The sequence below is a fragment of the Candidatus Brevundimonas colombiensis genome, from assembly GCA_029202665.1.
Lineage (GTDB): Bacteria > Pseudomonadota > Alphaproteobacteria > Caulobacterales > Caulobacteraceae > Brevundimonas > Brevundimonas colombiensis.
The window spans coordinates 990,686-1,005,961 of sequence record CP119326.1 but is presented as its reverse complement, the minus strand read 5'-3'; the positions used below and the strand labels follow the sequence as shown (position 1 = coordinate 1,005,961).

Below are 15,276 nucleotides of genomic sequence, written 5' to 3'. Positions count from 1 at the left end.
CTCGGAGCTCTGACCTGGCTTCATACGGCGACCTGTGCGCCCAACTCGACCACGCGGCCGGGCGGAATGTGGAAGAAGTCGGTCGGATTGGCCGCATTGCGCATCAGGAAGATGAACAGCCTATCCTGCCACAGGGGCATGCCCTGACGCGCCGACGGGATCAGTGAACGCCGACCCAGGAAGAAGCTGGTCGACATGATGTCGAACTTCAGTCCCTGTTTGCGGCACAGACCCAGGGCGCGCGGCACGTTCGGCGTCTCCATGAAACCATAGGTGACGGTCAGCCTTTTGAAGTCGTCATTGATGGGCTCCATCTTCACCCGGTCGGCGTCCTTGACACGCGGCCGTTCCGAGGTGCGCACGGTCAGGATGATGTTCTTTTCGTGCAGCACCTTGTTGTGCTTGAGGTTGTGCATCAGGGCGACCGGCGCCACGTCCGGGTCCGAGGTCAGGAAGATGGCCGTGCCTGGCGCGCGGTGCGGCGGGCGGGCGTGCAGCATCTCGATCAGGTCGTTCAGCGGCAGACTGTCCTTGCGTGTCTTGGTCGTCAGAATCTGGGTGCCGCGCACCCAGGTCCACATCACCACGATCAGCAGGGCGCCGAGCACCAGCGGCATCCACGCCCCGTCAGGAATCTTGAGCAGGTTGGACGTCAGGAAGACGCTGTCGATGAAGGCGAACGGGATAAGCGTGCCGGCCACCGCCCACATCGGCCATTTCCAGCCCTTGCGGATCACCGAATAGGCCATCAGCGTATTGACCAGCATGGTCCCCGTCACCGCCACGCCATAGGCCGCCGTCAGATTGTGCGAGCTCTGGAACACCACAAGCAGGGTCAGAACCCCGATCATCAGGAAGCTGTTGACCGCCGGGACATAGATCTGACCGGCCTGGGTCTCGGAGGTATTGCGGATGTCGATGCGCGGCAGAAGACCCAGCTGCACCGCCTGCTGCGTCACCGAGAAGGCGCCGGTGATCACCGCCTGAGAGGCCACCACGGTCGCCACCGTCGCCAGGATCAGCATGGGCCAGTAGGCGAAGCCCGGCACCATGTTCCAGAACGGATTGCTGGCCGCGCTGGGGTTGTCCAGGATGAAGGCGCCCTGCCCCAGATAGTTCAGGGTCAGGCACGGCAGGGCGAAATACAGCCAGCCCGCGCGGATCGGCGCCTTTCCGAAATGCCCCATGTCGGCATACAGCGCCTCGGCGCCCGTCACCGCCAGGAAGACGCTGCCCAGGATGATGAAGCCCAGAAATCCGTCATGCAGCAGCAGGCTGACGCCGTAATAGGGCGACAGGGCGCGCAGGATCGACGGATCGTCGCCGATGTGCATGACCCCCAGCGCGCCGAGGCTCAGGAACCATATGGCCATGATCGGCCCGAAATACTTGGCCAGGCGGGCCGTGCCGCGCGACTGAGCCATGAACAGGACGATCAGGATGCCCGCCGAAATCGGCACGATGAAGGGGTCCAGCCTGCCCGACAGGCCGGGCGCGTCCTGCAGACCCTCGACTGCCGACAGGACCGAGATGGCGGGCGTGATGATGCCGTCGCCATAGAAAAGCGCCGCGCCGCAGACGCCGAGAATGAAGATCCACGCGCTGCGCCGTCCGACCGCGAACTGGGCCAGGGCCATCAGCGACAGAGTGCCGCCCTCGCCCTTGTTGTCGGCGCGCATCAGGAAGAAGACGTATTTGAACGTCACCACGACCATCAGCGCCCAAAAGGCCAGGGACACGACGCCCACGATGGCCAGGTCGCCGCCGACGCCGCGCTGGGCATGGCCGATGGCCTCGCGCAGCGCATAGAGCGGGCTGGTGCCGATGTCGCCGAACACCACGCCAATGGCGCCCAGGGTCAGCGCCCACAGGCCGCCGTGCCTGGCCGTCCCGCCCTGAGCGTGACCGCCCGGAACAGGGGATTCCGGGCCCGTGGCGTGGGTGGACGTTGCCGGCGTGTGCGACGCGGGCGAGGGAGCGCTCGCGTCGTGGGGAGTATCCCCGGCCATTGGTATCCTCCGGGGCGCCGACGCCCAGTCGGTCCCTTCAAAGCGGCGAGGCTTTAGGCCCATTCCGCGCCGTCTTCAATCGCGCCCGGCAGGATTCGGTTTCGCCGTTCCGCCACGGATTTGTGATTCGGCGCTTCAGCGCCTATTTTCACCTCAGGAACAAAATCATGTCAGACAGCCAGCGCTTCCCCGTCGCCGCCCACGCCTTGGCCTATATGGCCCACAAGGGCGCCTATGGGCCTGCGCAGGCCGCCCCCAGCGGCGTCCTGGCCTCGTCCATCCCGACCAACCCCGTCGTGGTGCGTCGCGTGACCGCCCTGTTGGCCAAGGCCGGGTTGATCGCCACCCGGCCGGGCGCCACCGGCGGCTCCTGGCTGTTGCGTCAACCCGAGGACATCCGCCTGGACGAGGTGTTGAAGGCGGTGAACGGGTGCGCCCACATCGGCTCGCCGCCCGCCGGGGCCAAGGGATGCCCCATCAGCGAACATATTCCACGCCAGGTCGCCAAGGCCCTGACCGCCGCCGACGAGGCCGCGACCGAGGCCCTGTCCAAGATCACCATCGCCGATCTGCTGGCCGAAAACCCGACGTCCCTGGCGGCCTATGCGCCGCACAAATCCTGCCCCGTCGCGGCCTGAGCCTCGTATGCGCCGAACCGTCCTGATCACCGGCGCCTCTGCCGGCATCGGCGCGGCCCTGGCGCGGATCTATGCGGCCAGGGGCTGGGATCTGATCCTGACGGCGCGCCGCGAGGGTCCGTTGCAGGCGCTGGCCGACGAACTGATGACCGCCCACGGCGTCGCCGCGACCGTGATCCCTGAGGATCTGAGCGATCCGACGGTGCCCGAGCGGCTGGTGGCATCCATCGCCGCGCGCGGCCTGACCGTCGATGGTTTGGTCAATAATGCGGGTTTCAGCCGGGTGACGGGCTTTCTGGACACAAACCTCGACGCCCACCGGGCCATGATCCAGGTCATGCTGACCGCGCCGATTGAGCTGTCGCGCCTGTTGCTGCCCGGCATGATCCAGCGCTGCTTCGGGCGGGTGCTGAACGTGGCGTCTCTGGCTGGTCAGATGCCCGCGACCGGCGGCGACACCCTGTACGGGCCGATCAAGAGCTTCCTGATCAAGGCCTCTCAAGGACTGCATCTGGAGACGCTGGGGACGGGTGTCCACGTCACGGTCCTGAACCCCGGCTACACCCTGACGGAGTTCCACGACGTCAACGGATCGCGCGATCAGGTCTCCAGCGCCTATCCGCCGTGGATGTGGATGGACGCCGCCCGCGTCGCCCGGATCGGCGTCGACGCCTGTGAAGCCAACCGCCCCAGCGTCACGCCCGGCGTCATGAACAATGTCATGGCGGGCCTGGCGCGGTTCCTGCCCGACAGCCTGGCGCTGCGGATGGTGGCCAACCACGCCAAGCGGCTGGAGCGACTGTAAGGCCGCTCCACAGGGTCAGATGTGGATGGCGTGACCCAGGGCGCGCAGGGACGCTTCGTGGAAGGCCTCGCCCAGGGTCGGGTGGACATGGATGGTCCCGGCCACATCCTCCAGCACCGCGCCCATTTCCAGCACCTGGGCGAAGCTGTTCGACAGTTCCGACACATGCTGCCCCACCGCCTGGACGCCCAGGATGCGGTGATCAGCCTTCGACGCGATCACCCGCACGAAGCCGCCGTCCTCGCCCGCCTCGATGGCCAGCGCCCGGCCGATGGCGGCGAAGGGGAAGACCGACTGGATCACGTCGTCGCGGCCCTCGACATCGTTCGGACCCAGGCCCGCCGAAACGATCTCCGGCTCGGTGAAACAGACGGCGGCGATGGCGACCGGATCGAACACCCGGTCATGACCAGCGATGATTTCCGCGACCACCTCGCCCTGGGCCGAGCCCTTGTGCGCCAGCATCGGTTCGCCGGTCAGGTCACCGACGGCCCAGACGTTCTTCATCGAGGTGGCGCAGCGCTGGTCGATCTTCACGAACGGCCCGGCCATGGCCACGCCCATGGTCTCCAGGCCCCAGCCTTTCGTGCGCGGACGACGGCCCACGGTGACCAGCACCTTGTCGGCCTCCAGCTGCATTGGCGCCCCATCCTTGGTCGTGACGTTCAGCCTGCCGTCCCCGAAGCCGCCCGCGCGCGCGCCGAGGTGAAGTTCGACGCCATGCTTCTCCAGCCATTTCGCCACCGGATCGGTCAGGGCTTTGTCATAGAGGGGCAGGATGCGCTCGGCCATTTCGACGATGGCCACCTTGGCGCCCAGCTTCCTGAAGGCGATGCCCAGCTCCAGCCCGATATAGCCGCCGCCGACGACGACTAACTTCTTGGGGACCTCGGACAGGCTCAGCGCCTCGGTCGAGGAGATGACGTCCCCGCCGAACGGCAGGAAGGGCAGCTCGACGGGCTCGGACCCCGTGGCCAGGATGACGTGATCGGCGGTGATCTTCACCTCGCCATCGTCGGTTTTCACCACGCAGGTCTTGGCGTCCTCGAAGTTCGCCCACCCCTTGATGACCTTGACCCTGGCCTTCTTCAGCAAGGCCGCAACCCCGCCATTCAGCTTCTTGACGATGCCCTCCTTCCACTCGACCGTCTGTTTCAGGTCGATGGCGGGCGCCGCCGCCGTGATGCCCAGCGTCCCGCCGCTAGCCGCCTTGGCCACCGTCTCGAACTTGCCCGCCGCATGGATGATCGCCTTGGACGGAATACAGCCGACGTTCAGGCACGTCCCGCCGAGACCGTCGCCGCCGTCAACCAGCATGGTGTCGAGGCCAAGCTGGCCGCATCTGATGCCAGCTACGTAGCCGCCGGTGCCCGCGCCGATGATTAGGACTTTGGTTTTCAGGGTCTGGGTCAACGATAGGCCTCAAGGCGGGAGCTGAACTGCGGAGGAACTTGCTGAGGCTCGAAAACGCGGACCGCGCCGGTCCCGGTCTCCATGGCCAGTACGATGTCGCCGGGTTTCACGCGCTGGAAATCGACGCAGATCATGCCCTCATAGGCGTCCAACCGACGGGCACTTTCCGCCGCCATCAGCGCATAGGATTCCTGCGGCGCGCCCTGAAGCGTCTCCAGCCGCGCGATGGTCGCCCTGGACTGTATGATCTCAATGGTCGGCGTTCGGCTCAGCTCCGGTAAACGCTCCACCGTCGTCACCCGTCCGATGAACAGGGCTGAACCATCGGCGCGCAAAAGGGACGGCCAGTGCGGCGGCGGCTCAGGAATACAGGCCTGAGCCGATGATGCGAAGACGCTGATAGCCACCAGAATGCCGAGGCTGGCGCCGACACATAGGGTTTTGGCTCTGAGGATCTGGATCATTGTCTCGACACCCTCAGTCTATGTGCAGACGCGCGCAGTGCTGGCGCGACTCGCGGGTCCCGAATGGCGGAGGGCGGAACCGCGACGACCTCGTGCCACTGGCCCCAATGGGACCAATCTTCGCGCAAACCAATCCGATTGGCATAGACGACGGCAACCTCGCCCATGGTCCATTCGCGACCATGACAACCATCGCCATACCAAATACCCGACAGGCGTCGAGGGGGAGCGGCGCCATGTACGGGAGCGATAGCCGCAAACGTGTAGCGAACACCGCCGTTGGCGACCTTTGTCGTCTTTGCGACGCGAGCCAGAAAGACACTGTCGGCCTGATTCCAGCTCGCGACTTGAGCTTCGCGGTCTTGGCGGAACACGGTTTGTTCAAGTGTTTCGCCTGGGCGCGGCGAGTCCAACATGATCGTACAGGCCAAGCTAGGCGATGCGATTGCCCAAACCATAGCGCTGACGATCAGCCCAACTTTCTTCACTTTAACCCCATCCACAGCGTCGCCGGGTTTTCCAGAAGCCCCTTGATCCGCTGCACGAAAACAGCGGCGTCGTGGCCGTCGACGATACGGTGGTCGAAGCTGGAGGACAGGTTCATCATCTTGCGGACGACCATCTGACCGTCCTTGACCACGACCCGTTCGGCGATCTTGTTGGGACCGACGATGGCGACCTCGGGGTGGTTGATAATCGGGGTGTGGACCACCCCGCCCAGCGTGCCCAGCGAGGTGATGGTGATGGTCGAACCCGACAGCTCCTCGCGTTTGGCCGTCCCGTCCTTGGCCGCGCCCGAGACGCGGGCGATCTCCAGCGCCGTGTCATAGGGGTCGCGCGCCTCGGCGTGGCGGACCACCGGCACCATCAGGCCGTTCGGCGTCTGGGCGGCGATGCCCAGGTGGACCGGGGCATGCTGGGTCAGGACGCCCGCCTCGTCGTCATAGGTGGCGTTGATCTGCGGCTGATCGCGCAGGGCGACCACGATGGCGCGGGCGATGAAGGGCAGGACGTTCAGCTTGGGCTGGTCCTTTTGCTTCGTCGCGTTCAGATGAGCGCGCAGCTCTTCCACCGCCGTCATGTCGATTTCCTCGACATAGGTGATGTGCGGAATGCGGCGCACGCTCTCGGCCATCTTCTCCGCGATCTTGCGACGCAGGCCGATGATGCGGACCTCGGTGGTCCCTTCCGCCCTGGCGTAGGTCGAGCCGCCTGTTGCGGGGGCGGAGGCGGGCACCGATCCGCCCCGCGCGATGAAGCCGTCCAGATCCTCGTGGGTGATGCGTCCCGCCGGGCCGAAGCCGGGCACGAAGGTCAGGTCCACGCCCAGATCGCGCGCGCGGTTACGCACGGCGGGCGAGGCCAGCGGGCGTTCGCCGGCGGTGCGGCCGGTCAGGGCGGGGACGGGCTTGCCCCCCTCGCCGGCCTTGCCGTCGCTCGCCCCGATGGTCGGAGATTTGGGTGCGGACGCGGGCGTCGATCCTCCCCCGGCGGAGGAGGGGGAGGAAACCGGCGCGGGCATCGAGACATTGCCCTTGCCCTCGACCTTGAACGACACCAGCGGGCCGCCGACGGGCGCCTGCTGACCCACCTGGCTGTGCAGGACGACGACGGTTCCGGCGACCGGCGAGGTGATCTCGACGGTGGCCTTGTCGGTCATGACCTCGGCCAGAATCTGGTCTTCCTCGACCGCATCCCCGACCTTGACGCGCCACGCGACCAGTTCGGCCTCAGCGGTGCCTTCGCCGACGTCCGGCAGTTTGAAGACGTAGTTGCCCGATGTCGGTGCGGCGTCGGAGAACCCCTCCACCGCTTCGCGGTCCCCCTCCCCATTGGCACGGGGAGGAGACGATGCGGCGACAGTCATCTCCTCCCCGCGCGAAGCGGGGGGAGGTGGCTCGGAGCGAAGCGGAGAGACGGAGGGGCTCTCCTCCGCATTTCCTGCCCCCTCGACCTCGAACTCGACCAGTGGGCCGCGCACCGGGATCATCTGGCCGGGTTCGCCGTGGACGGTGACGACCTTGCCCGAGACGGGGGCGGTGATTTCCACCGTGGCCTTGTCGGTCATGACGTCGGCGACGATCTGATCCTCGGCGACGATATCGCCGACCTTGACGTGCCAGGCGACCAGTTCGGCCTCGGCGGTGCCTTCGCCCACGTCGGGCAGTTTGAAGACGAAACGACCCATCTCAGCGGCCTCCCGATATGACGGCTTTCAGGGCGTCGGCCACGCGCTGCGGTCCGGGGAAATATTCCCATTCGAAAGCGTGCGGATAGGGGGTGTCCCAGCCGGTCACGCGCGCGATGGGCGCCTCCAGGTGATAGAAGCAGCGTTCCTGCACCAGGGCCGACAGCTCGCCGCCGAAGCCCGAGGTTTTCGGGGCCTCGTGCACGATGACGCAGCGGCCGGTCTTCTTGACCGAGGCCTCGATGGTCTCGATATCCAGCGGGACCAGGGTGCGCAGGTCGATGACCTCGGCGTCCACGCCCGCGTGTTCGGCGCCCGCCAGGGCGACCCAGACCATGGTGCCATAGGCCAGGATGGTGAGGTCGTTCCCCTCGCGCATCACCCGTGCCTTGCCGATGGGCTCGACATATTTGCCGGTCGGAACCTGGGCCAGGTCCTGAGCCTTCCACGGCGAGACCGGCTTCTCGTGCCAGCCGTCGAACGGCCCGTTGTAGAGGCGTTTCGGCTCGAAGAAGACGACCGGATCGTCGTCTTCGATGGCGGCGGTCAACAGACCTTTGGCGTCATAGGGGTTGGACGGAATGACGACCTTCAGACCCGCGATATGGGTGAACAGGCTTTCCGGCGACTGGCTGTGCGTCTGGCCGCCGAAGATGCCGCCGCCATAAGGGCTGCGGATCGTGATGGGCGCAGTGAACTGACCGCCCGAGCGGTAGCGCATCTTGGCCGCTTCGGAGACGATCTGGTCATAGGCCGGATAGATGTAGTCGGCGAACTGGATCTCCACGACCGGGCGCAGGCCATAGGCGCCCATGCCGATGGCGGCGGCGACGATGCCGCACTCGCTGATCGGGGCGTCGAAGCTGCGGGTCAGGCCGTGCTTCTGCTGCAGCTTGTCGGTGACGCGGAAGACGCCGCCGAAATAGCCCGCGTCCTCACCGAACGACAGGACGTTGGCGTCCTCGGCCATCTTGACGTCGATGGCCGAGTTCAGGGCCTGGATCATGTTCATCGGCTGGACGCCGGAACCTGTCGTTTGGGAGGCCGGGGCGGCGTTCTGATCGACCATGTCGGGTTCGATGCCGTCGTTGCGATCGGCCTCGGTGAAGGGGATTTGCTCAGCCATGGTCAGACCCCCACCTCGCGACGTTGTTCGATCAGGCGCCAGTCCTCGGTCGCATAGACCTCTTCGAACATGGTCTTCACGCTGGGGCGCGACTGGCCTAGGGTGCCGATCGCCTCGGATTCCTTGCCAGCGGCGCGGACCTGTTCGACGGCGTCCTTCAGGGCGGCCGTGTGACGCTCGTCGTCCCATTCGCCGATGACGGTCAGGTGCTGGCGCAGCCGTTCCAGCGGATCGCCCAGCGGCCATTTGTCTTGCTCGTCGCCGGGGCGATAGCGGCTGGGGTCGTCGGAGGTGGAGTGCGGGGCGCCGCGATAGGTGAACAGCTCGATCACCGTCGCGCCCTGGTTGGACCGCGCGCGTTCCTCGGCCCACTGGGTCGCGGCCCAGACGGCCAGGAAGTCGTTGCCATCGACCCGCAGGGCCGGCAGGCCATAGCCGATAGCCTTGGAGGCGAAGGTGGTCTCAAGACCGCCCGCTATGCCCATGAAGGACGAAATGGCCCACTGGTTGTTGACCACGTTCAGGATCACCGGGGCGCGATAGACGCTGGCGAAGGTCAGGGCGTTGTGGAAATCGCCTTCGGCCGTGGCGCCGTCGCCGATCCAGCTGATGGCGATCTTGTCGTCGCCCTTGTAGGCGCTGGCCATGGCCCAGCCGACGGCCTGAGGAACCTGGGTGCCCAGATTGCCCGAGATGGTGAAGAAGCCGTAGTCCTTGGACGAATACATGATCGGCAGCTGGCGGCCTTTGATCGGGTCCGCCGCGTTCGAATAGATCTGGTTCATCATCTCGACCAGCGGATAGCCGCGCGCGATCAGAAGTCCCTGCTGGCGATAGGTGGGAAAGCCCATGTCCTCGCGGCTCAGCAACATGCCCTGCGCCACCGCGATGGCCTCTTCGCCAGTGCACTTCATATAGAAGCTGGTCTTGCCCTGGCGGTGGGCGCGGTGCATCCGGTCGTCGAAGGCGCGGGTCAGGATCATGGCCTTCAGGCCGCGACGCAGTGTCTCAGGATCAAGGCGCGGGTTCCACGGCCCGACGGCCTGGCCCGCGTCGTCCAGCACGCGGATCAGGCGGAAGGCCAGATCGCGCATGGCGTAAGGCGTGGAGCCGACCTCGGGCCGCTCCACCGCGCCGGCGGGGTCCATCTGCAGATGGCTGAAATCGGGGGCGTCGCCGGGACGGCCGGAGGGTTCCGGCACGCGCAGCGATAGGGGCTGGCTGTTCTTTTTGTTCATTTTGTCGTTCATGCGGGCGTCCATGTCCGTTCGGGGGTCCGTCCGTGTTTCCTCTGGACGTTTGATAACACGGTCCCTAAGCAGGCGCTCGCTCAAATTGACCTTGCTAAATCCCGATTTCGGGTATTTTATTTCGCCATAATCATAATCGGAGAAACGCCTTGGCGGACGAACTCGATCCTATCGACGCCCGTATCCTGGATATCCTGCAACAAGACGCCGGGCTGTCGGTCGCCGAGGTGGCGGATCGCGTCGGATTGTCGGCCTCGCCCTGCTGGCGGCGGATCAAGCGGCTGGAGGATTCCGGCCTGATCACCAAACGCGTCACCCTGCTGAACGCCAAGCTGCTGGGCCTGGACTTCGAGGTGTACGCCATCGTCAAACTGATGTTGCCATCGTCGGACAATCTGAACGTCTTCGAGGCCGCCGTGGCCAAATGGCCCGAGGTGGTGCAGTGCGCCACCATCACCGGGCGCGAGGACTATGTGCTGCGCATCATCACCTCGGACATGCACGCCTTCGACCTGTTCCTGCGCGAGAAGCTGCTGGCGCTGGGCATCGTGTCGGACTGCGAAAGCCACATCGTCACGCGGGGCGTGAAGAATGTGACCGCCCTGCCCCTTGGCATCATCACGCCTCACGTCGGATAAGGTCTCTCGGGACGGCGTCGATCGCCGTGGGAGCCGACACATGATCGAACTGGTGATCGACGCGCGCCGCAAGGACCTGGGCGGGTTCGAGGTCGGGCGCGTCCTGCCCTTCCATGCGCGCCGGATGGTCGGGCCCTTCATCTTCCTGGACCAGATGGGACCGGCCGAGTTCGCAGCCGGCGCGACCGCCATCGACGTGCGCCCGCACCCTCATATCGGCCTGTCGACCCTGACCTATCTGTTCGAAGGTCAGATAATGCACCACGACAATCTGGGCTATGATCAGGCGATCCGGCCGGGCGAGGTCAACTGGATGACGGCCGGCAAGGGCATCGTCCATTCCGAACGCACCGATCCGCTGACCAAGAGCCGGGGCGGTCCGATGCACGGGATGCAGGCCTGGGTCGCCCTGCCCGCCGAGGCCGAGGAGATCGATCCGTCCTTCGTTCACCTGGGCGAGGACGCCCAGCCCGCCTATGAGAACGGCGGCCTGTTCGCGCGTCTGGTGGCGGGCGAAGCCTATGGCGCCAAGGCCGAGGCGCCGGTGTCCTCGCCGCTGTTCTACATCCATTGGGAGCTTCAGCCCGGCGTGCGCACCGCGCCGCCCGCCGCCAAGGGCTCAGGCGGCATGAGCGAGCGCGCCCTCTATGTCGCCAGGGGGTCCATCGAGGTCGGGGACCGCACCTTCCACGAAGGCCAGATGGTCGTGCTGTCGCCCAGCACGGAGCCGACCGTCAAGGCCCTGACCCAGGCGACGGTCATGGTGCTGGGCGGGGAGCCGGTGGGCGAGCGGCTGATCTGGTGGAACTTCGTCGCCTCCAGCCAGGCCCGCATCGATCAGGCCAAGGCCGACTGGAAGGCCGGGCGGATGAAACTGCCCGACGCGGACGATCTGGAGTTCATCCCCCTGCCCGACGAACCCGCCAAGGCCCAGGCGGCGCCCAAGCCGACCGACCCGGTCTAGATCACGAGATCACGCAGAAGGTGACGCGGCGAGGCCGGATCGCTACATGCGGCCTATGAACTTCGATTTCGACGCCCAGGTCACCGCCGCCCTGTTCAACAACACCGGCGCCGTCTTCGCCCTCGGCGACGGCTCCATCCGGTTCGAGGACCGCACCCGTGTCGAGGCCCATGACGGGGCCGTGCTGTGCGCCTGCGTCCATCCGTCAGGCGACGGCGTCGTCACCGGCGGCGACGACGGCCGGGTGGTCTGGACGCGCCGCGACGAGGAAGCGGTCGTCCTGGCCACGGCCAGAAACCAGTGGATCGACGCCATCGACGCCTCGGCCGCCTCGGGCCTGATCGCCTTTTCCTTCGGCCGCACCCTGTCGGTGATCGATCCCAACGACGTGGGTTTCCGCCGCGACTTCCAGCACGAGCGCACCGTCTCGGGCGTCGCCTTCGAGCCCAAGGGTCGGCGCATCGCGACCTCGACCTATGGCGGGGCGGCGCTGTGGTATGCGCGGATCGAGAAGCAGCAACCCGTGAAACTGGCCTGGGCCGGGTCGCACACCGGCGTCGCCTTTTCGCCCGACGGCGCCTTCGTCGTCACGACGATGCAGGACAACCAGATGCACGGCTGGCGCATCAAGGACGCCAAGAACCTGCGGATGGGCGGCTATCCGGGCAAGGTGCGGTCGATGGCCTTCCTGGCCAATGGTCAGTTGATGGCCACCTCGGGCGCGCAGGGCACGGTGCTGTGGCCCTTCGTCGGGTCGAACGGTCCGATGGGGCGCGAGGCGACCGAGATCGGCTATGATGACACCACCCTGGTCAATCTGGTCTCGGCCCGCGCCGACCAGGGGCTGCTGGCCGCCGGACTGATGGACGGTCGGGTCTGGGTCGCGCATCCGGCGGCGCAGGGCCTGAACTTCGTCAAGGCCGAGAAGGGATCGGCGATCGTCGCCCTGTCGTTGAGCCCCGCCGTCGACAAGGTCGCCTGGGCCGACGAGGACGGCCATGCCGGTGTAATCGTCCTCTGATGGCCAAGGGGCGCAAGCGGGGGCGTCGGGTCCTTCTGATCGTGCTGGCGATCCTGGTGCTGTTCCCGATCGCCAGCGTCCTGGTCGTGGCGGTCGTTCCGCCGCCGCCGACCCTGCTGATGCTGCGCCAGGCCGTGCGGGGCGAGGGGCTGGACTATCAGTGGCGCGGGCTGAACCGCATCTCGCCCAATCTGGTCAACGCCGCCATCGCCGCCGAGGACGCCCGGTTCTGCAGCCACAACGGCTTCGACATGGACGCCATCCAGAAGGCGCTGGACCACAACGCCGAGGGCGGGCGCATCCGCGGCGGTTCGACCATCAGCCAGCAGACGGCCAAGAACGTCTTCCTGTGGCCCGGCCGCGACTGGGTCCGCAAGGGGCTGGAAGCGGGCTACACCGTGCTGATCGAGACGGTGTGGTCCAAGCGGCGGATCATGGAAGTCTATCTGAACGTGGTGGAATGGGCCCCCGGCGTCTATGGCGCCCAGGCCGCGTCGCGACACTGGTTCGGCAAGGATGCGGCGGACCTGAGCCCGCGCGAGGCGGCGCGCCTGGCCGCCATCCTGCCGACCCCGCGCCGCTATGAAGCGGCCGATCCCGGTCCCTATGTGCGGCGTCGGACCTCGCGCGTTCAGGCGGCGATGGGGGCGGTTCGGGCTCAAGGCCTGAACACGTGCGTGGTCGGATGAAGCGCCTTCATGCGGACGATGCGCCGCCTGATGACGAAAGAGGTTAACCCTTCTCCTTCAGCCTTCTCTTAACCGCCCGGCGCCAGACTGTTGGTTGATAGGGCGGCCAGAGGGACGTTCGCGCCGACGGGGATGATCTTGGCGAACGTTTTCAAACTGATCGACAAAGGGCTTCGCGGCCTGGCGTCGCGCCTGGCTTCGGATCGCGGCGGCAATGTCGTGATGATCTTCGCCCTGATCATGCCCGCCCTGGTCATGATCACCCTGGGCGGTATCGACCTGAGCCGGATCACCACGGTCAAGGCGCGGGTCCAGGATGCGCTGGACGCTGCGACGCTGGCGGCGGCCCGATCCTCCTACACGGACCCCAACGACCTTAAGACGGTCGCCCTGGTCGCGTTGAAGGCCAATCTGCGCAACGCGTCCATCGCGCCCATCGCCGACAGCGACGTCAAGATCGTGCTGACCGAGGACCGGGTGGTCGTGGCGGACATGCAGGTGCAGGTGAAGACCCTGGTGGCCAACATCGTCCTGCCGCCTTACGGCAAGCTGATGGACGACACCCTGCCGGTCAACGTCCATTCCGAGGTCAATCGCTCGTCCAAGGACATCGAGGTGTCCTTGGTGCTGGACATCACCGGATCTATGGGCGGAAACCGCATCCGCGACCTGAAGAACGCGGCCAATCAGTTGATCAAACTGGTGGTTCAGCCTGCGGACAAGCAGACGCCGTACTATTCTCGGATGGCCATCGTTCCCTATTCCATCGGGGTCAATCTGGGGTCCTGGGCCGACGGGGCCAGAGGCGCGCCGATCACCCACACCGCGATCACGGACGCTTCATGGGCGGCGGCGGCAGCCAAATCGATCAGCGGCATAACCCGCGCCGCGCCCGGCGTCGTCACCGCCAACGGGCACAGTCTGGCGACCAACGACTATGTCTGGATCAGCGGCGTCAGCGGCATGACCCAGATCAACGATCGCGTCTATCGGGTGGTGCGGATCGACGCCAACCACGTCTCGCTGCAATATCAATCCGGCGGCGGCTGGTACACATTGAACACCAACAGCGGCTACAGCAGCTACAGCTACGGCGGTCAGATTCGCAAATGCACGCGATCCGACTGTTACGTGACCCTCACCTCGCGCAATCACGGCTTGTCCGAAGGCGAGGGTGTGGACATCTCCGACGTCAGGGGCATGACGGCGCTGAACAATACGAATAACGGCCTCTACGAGGTCTATGAGCGGCCCAGCGCCGACACTTTCGTCCTGCCCGTGGGCGGCGCGGCCTTTGCCGACTATTCCGGGGGCGGATCGGTGCAATGCGGTCGAGACGGCTGCGCCACCCGCATCTTCCGCGACGCGCAGTATAATCGCCTGACCGCGTTCGATACGACGACCTGTGTCAGCGAGCGGACGGGATCGGCCGCCTATACGGACGCCGCCCCGGGTTCGGGAACCTATGTTGGGCGCAACTATCCGGCGCCAAAACGATATTCGCCTGTTCAATCCCAGGGCAACCCCTGCCCATCGGCCACGATCCAGCCTCTCACCTCCAATATCGACACCCTGACCAATCTGGTGAACGGCCTGTCGGTGACGGGATCGACGGCGGGTCAGATCGGGTTGGCCTGGGGCTGGTATACGATCTCCGATCAGTTCAACCGGCTGTGGCCGTCGAACAAGGCGGCCGGCTATGAGCCGACCAAGGTGCTGAAGGCGGTGGTCCTGATGACCGATGGGGAGTTCAACACCCCCTATTGCGGCGGCGTCATCGCGCGTGACGCCGGGTCGGGTTCGGGCAATTATTACGACAAGATCGCCTGCGACGCGACCAACGGCGACCCGTTCGGCCAGGCCGCCAAGCTGTGCGACGGCATCAAGGGCCAGGGCGTGATCGTCTATACCGTCGGCTTCTCGATCAATCAGGGCAGCGATGCGGCGCGCATTCTGAGCAGTTGCGCCACCGACAAAAAGAAAGCCTTCCTGCCGCAATCGGGGGCGGACCTGTCCAGCGACTTCCAAGAAATCGGCCGCGACATCACCCGGCTCAGGATCTCGCGCTGAT

Annotated in this window: 13 protein-coding genes; 7 read left to right on the top strand and 6 right to left on the bottom strand. The window is 66.0% G+C overall.

Annotation, left to right across the window (positions count from 1 at the left end):
- Window positions 1–20: 20 nt before the first annotated feature.
- The gene (locus P0Y50_04715; GenBank protein WEK40915.1) at window positions 21–2,009 is read right to left on the bottom strand and encodes a potassium transporter Kup; all 1,989 of its coding nucleotides are present in this window, start codon (window positions 2,007–2,009) and stop codon (window positions 21–23) included.
- A gap of 167 nt (window positions 2,010–2,176) precedes the next feature.
- Between P0Y50_04715 and P0Y50_04710 the strand changes: the two genes are divergently transcribed.
- Entirely contained in the window at window positions 2,177–2,647 is a 471-nt protein-coding gene (locus P0Y50_04710) for an Rrf2 family transcriptional regulator (protein WEK40914.1), read from the top strand.
- A 7-nt stretch (window positions 2,648–2,654) separates the two neighbouring features.
- Window positions 2,655–3,452: an SDR family oxidoreductase gene (locus tag P0Y50_04705; protein ID WEK40913.1), complete on the top strand. Its 798-nt coding sequence runs from the start codon at window positions 2,655–2,657 to the stop codon at window positions 3,450–3,452.
- Between the two features lie 15 nt (window positions 3,453–3,467).
- Here P0Y50_04705 and lpdA read toward each other — a convergent pair whose 3' ends face one another.
- From lpdA to P0Y50_04680, 5 genes are all read right to left on the bottom strand, one after another.
- The gene (gene lpdA / locus P0Y50_04700) at window positions 3,468–4,865 is read right to left on the bottom strand and encodes a dihydrolipoyl dehydrogenase (protein WEK40912.1); all 1,398 of its coding nucleotides are present in this window, start codon (window positions 4,863–4,865) and stop codon (window positions 3,468–3,470) included.
- A complete protein-coding gene (locus tag P0Y50_04695) occupies window positions 4,862–5,329 on the bottom strand; it encodes a hypothetical protein (GenBank protein ID WEK40911.1) in 468 nt (155 codons plus the stop codon). The genes lpdA and P0Y50_04695 overlap by 4 nt, the downstream gene beginning before the upstream one ends.
- A gap of 484 nt (window positions 5,330–5,813) precedes the next feature.
- Window positions 5,814–7,517, bottom strand: a complete 1,704-nt coding sequence (locus P0Y50_04690) for a 2-oxo acid dehydrogenase subunit E2 (protein ID WEK40910.1) — start codon at window positions 7,515–7,517, stop codon at window positions 5,814–5,816.
- Between the two features lies 1 nt (window position 7,518).
- Window positions 7,519–8,643, bottom strand: coding sequence for an alpha-ketoacid dehydrogenase subunit beta (locus tag P0Y50_04685; GenBank protein WEK40909.1), 1,125 nt, complete (start codon window positions 8,641–8,643; stop codon window positions 7,519–7,521).
- Between the two features lie 2 nt (window positions 8,644–8,645).
- On the bottom strand, window positions 8,646–9,881 hold the full coding sequence (locus tag P0Y50_04680) for a thiamine pyrophosphate-dependent enzyme (protein WEK40908.1): 1,236 nt from the start codon (window positions 9,879–9,881) through the stop codon (window positions 8,646–8,648).
- A gap of 161 nt (window positions 9,882–10,042) precedes the next feature.
- Between P0Y50_04680 and P0Y50_04675 the strand changes: the two genes are divergently transcribed.
- The 5 genes from P0Y50_04675 (at window position 10,043) to P0Y50_04655 (ending at window position 15,275) form a co-directional block, all read left to right on the top strand.
- The gene (locus P0Y50_04675; GenBank protein WEK40907.1) at window positions 10,043–10,531 is read left to right on the top strand and encodes an Lrp/AsnC family transcriptional regulator; all 489 of its coding nucleotides are present in this window, start codon (window positions 10,043–10,045) and stop codon (window positions 10,529–10,531) included.
- 40 nt (window positions 10,532–10,571) lie between these two features.
- A complete protein-coding gene (locus P0Y50_04670; protein ID WEK40906.1) occupies window positions 10,572–11,495 on the top strand; it encodes a pirin family protein in 924 nt (307 codons plus the stop codon).
- Window positions 11,496–11,550: 55 nt separating this feature from the next.
- A complete protein-coding gene (locus P0Y50_04665) occupies window positions 11,551–12,516 on the top strand; it encodes a WD40 repeat domain-containing protein (GenBank protein WEK41524.1) in 966 nt (321 codons plus the stop codon).
- Entirely contained in the window at window positions 12,516–13,205 is a 690-nt protein-coding gene (gene mtgA / locus P0Y50_04660) for a monofunctional biosynthetic peptidoglycan transglycosylase (GenBank protein ID WEK40905.1), read from the top strand. Before P0Y50_04665 ends, mtgA begins: the two co-directional genes overlap by 1 nt.
- 138 nt (window positions 13,206–13,343) lie before the next feature.
- A complete protein-coding gene (locus P0Y50_04655) occupies window positions 13,344–15,275 on the top strand; it encodes a ubiquitin-activating E1 FCCH domain-containing protein (protein ID WEK40904.1) in 1,932 nt (643 codons plus the stop codon).
- Window position 15,276 lies beyond the last annotated feature (1 nt).

What these genes read in the sequence shown, in the direction of transcription:
- P0Y50_04715 (WEK40915.1), bottom strand. Translation starts at nt 2,009, where the DNA reads ATGGCCGGGGATACTCCCCACGACGCGAGCGCTCCCTCGCCCGCGTCG.
- P0Y50_04710 (WEK40914.1), top strand. Translation starts at nt 2,177, where the DNA reads ATGTCAGACAGCCAGCGCTTCCCCGTCGCCGCCCACGCCTTGGCCTAT.
- P0Y50_04705 (WEK40913.1), top strand. Translation starts at nt 2,655, where the DNA reads ATGCGCCGAACCGTCCTGATCACCGGCGCCTCTGCCGGCATCGGCGCG.
- P0Y50_04695 (WEK40911.1), bottom strand. Translation starts at nt 5,329, where the DNA reads ATGATCCAGATCCTCAGAGCCAAAACCCTATGTGTCGGCGCCAGCCTC.
- P0Y50_04690 (WEK40910.1), bottom strand. Translation starts at nt 7,517, where the DNA reads ATGGGTCGTTTCGTCTTCAAACTGCCCGACGTGGGCGAAGGCACCGCC.
- P0Y50_04685 (WEK40909.1), bottom strand. Translation starts at nt 8,643, where the DNA reads ATGGCTGAGCAAATCCCCTTCACCGAGGCCGATCGCAACGACGGCATC.
- P0Y50_04680 (WEK40908.1), bottom strand. Translation starts at nt 9,881, where the DNA reads ATGAACAAAAAGAACAGCCAGCCCCTATCGCTGCGCGTGCCGGAACCC.
- P0Y50_04670 (WEK40906.1), top strand. Translation starts at nt 10,572, where the DNA reads ATGATCGAACTGGTGATCGACGCGCGCCGCAAGGACCTGGGCGGGTTC.
- P0Y50_04665 (WEK41524.1), top strand. Translation starts at nt 11,551, where the DNA reads ATGAACTTCGATTTCGACGCCCAGGTCACCGCCGCCCTGTTCAACAAC.
- mtgA (WEK40905.1), top strand. Translation starts at nt 12,516, where the DNA reads ATGGCCAAGGGGCGCAAGCGGGGGCGTCGGGTCCTTCTGATCGTGCTG.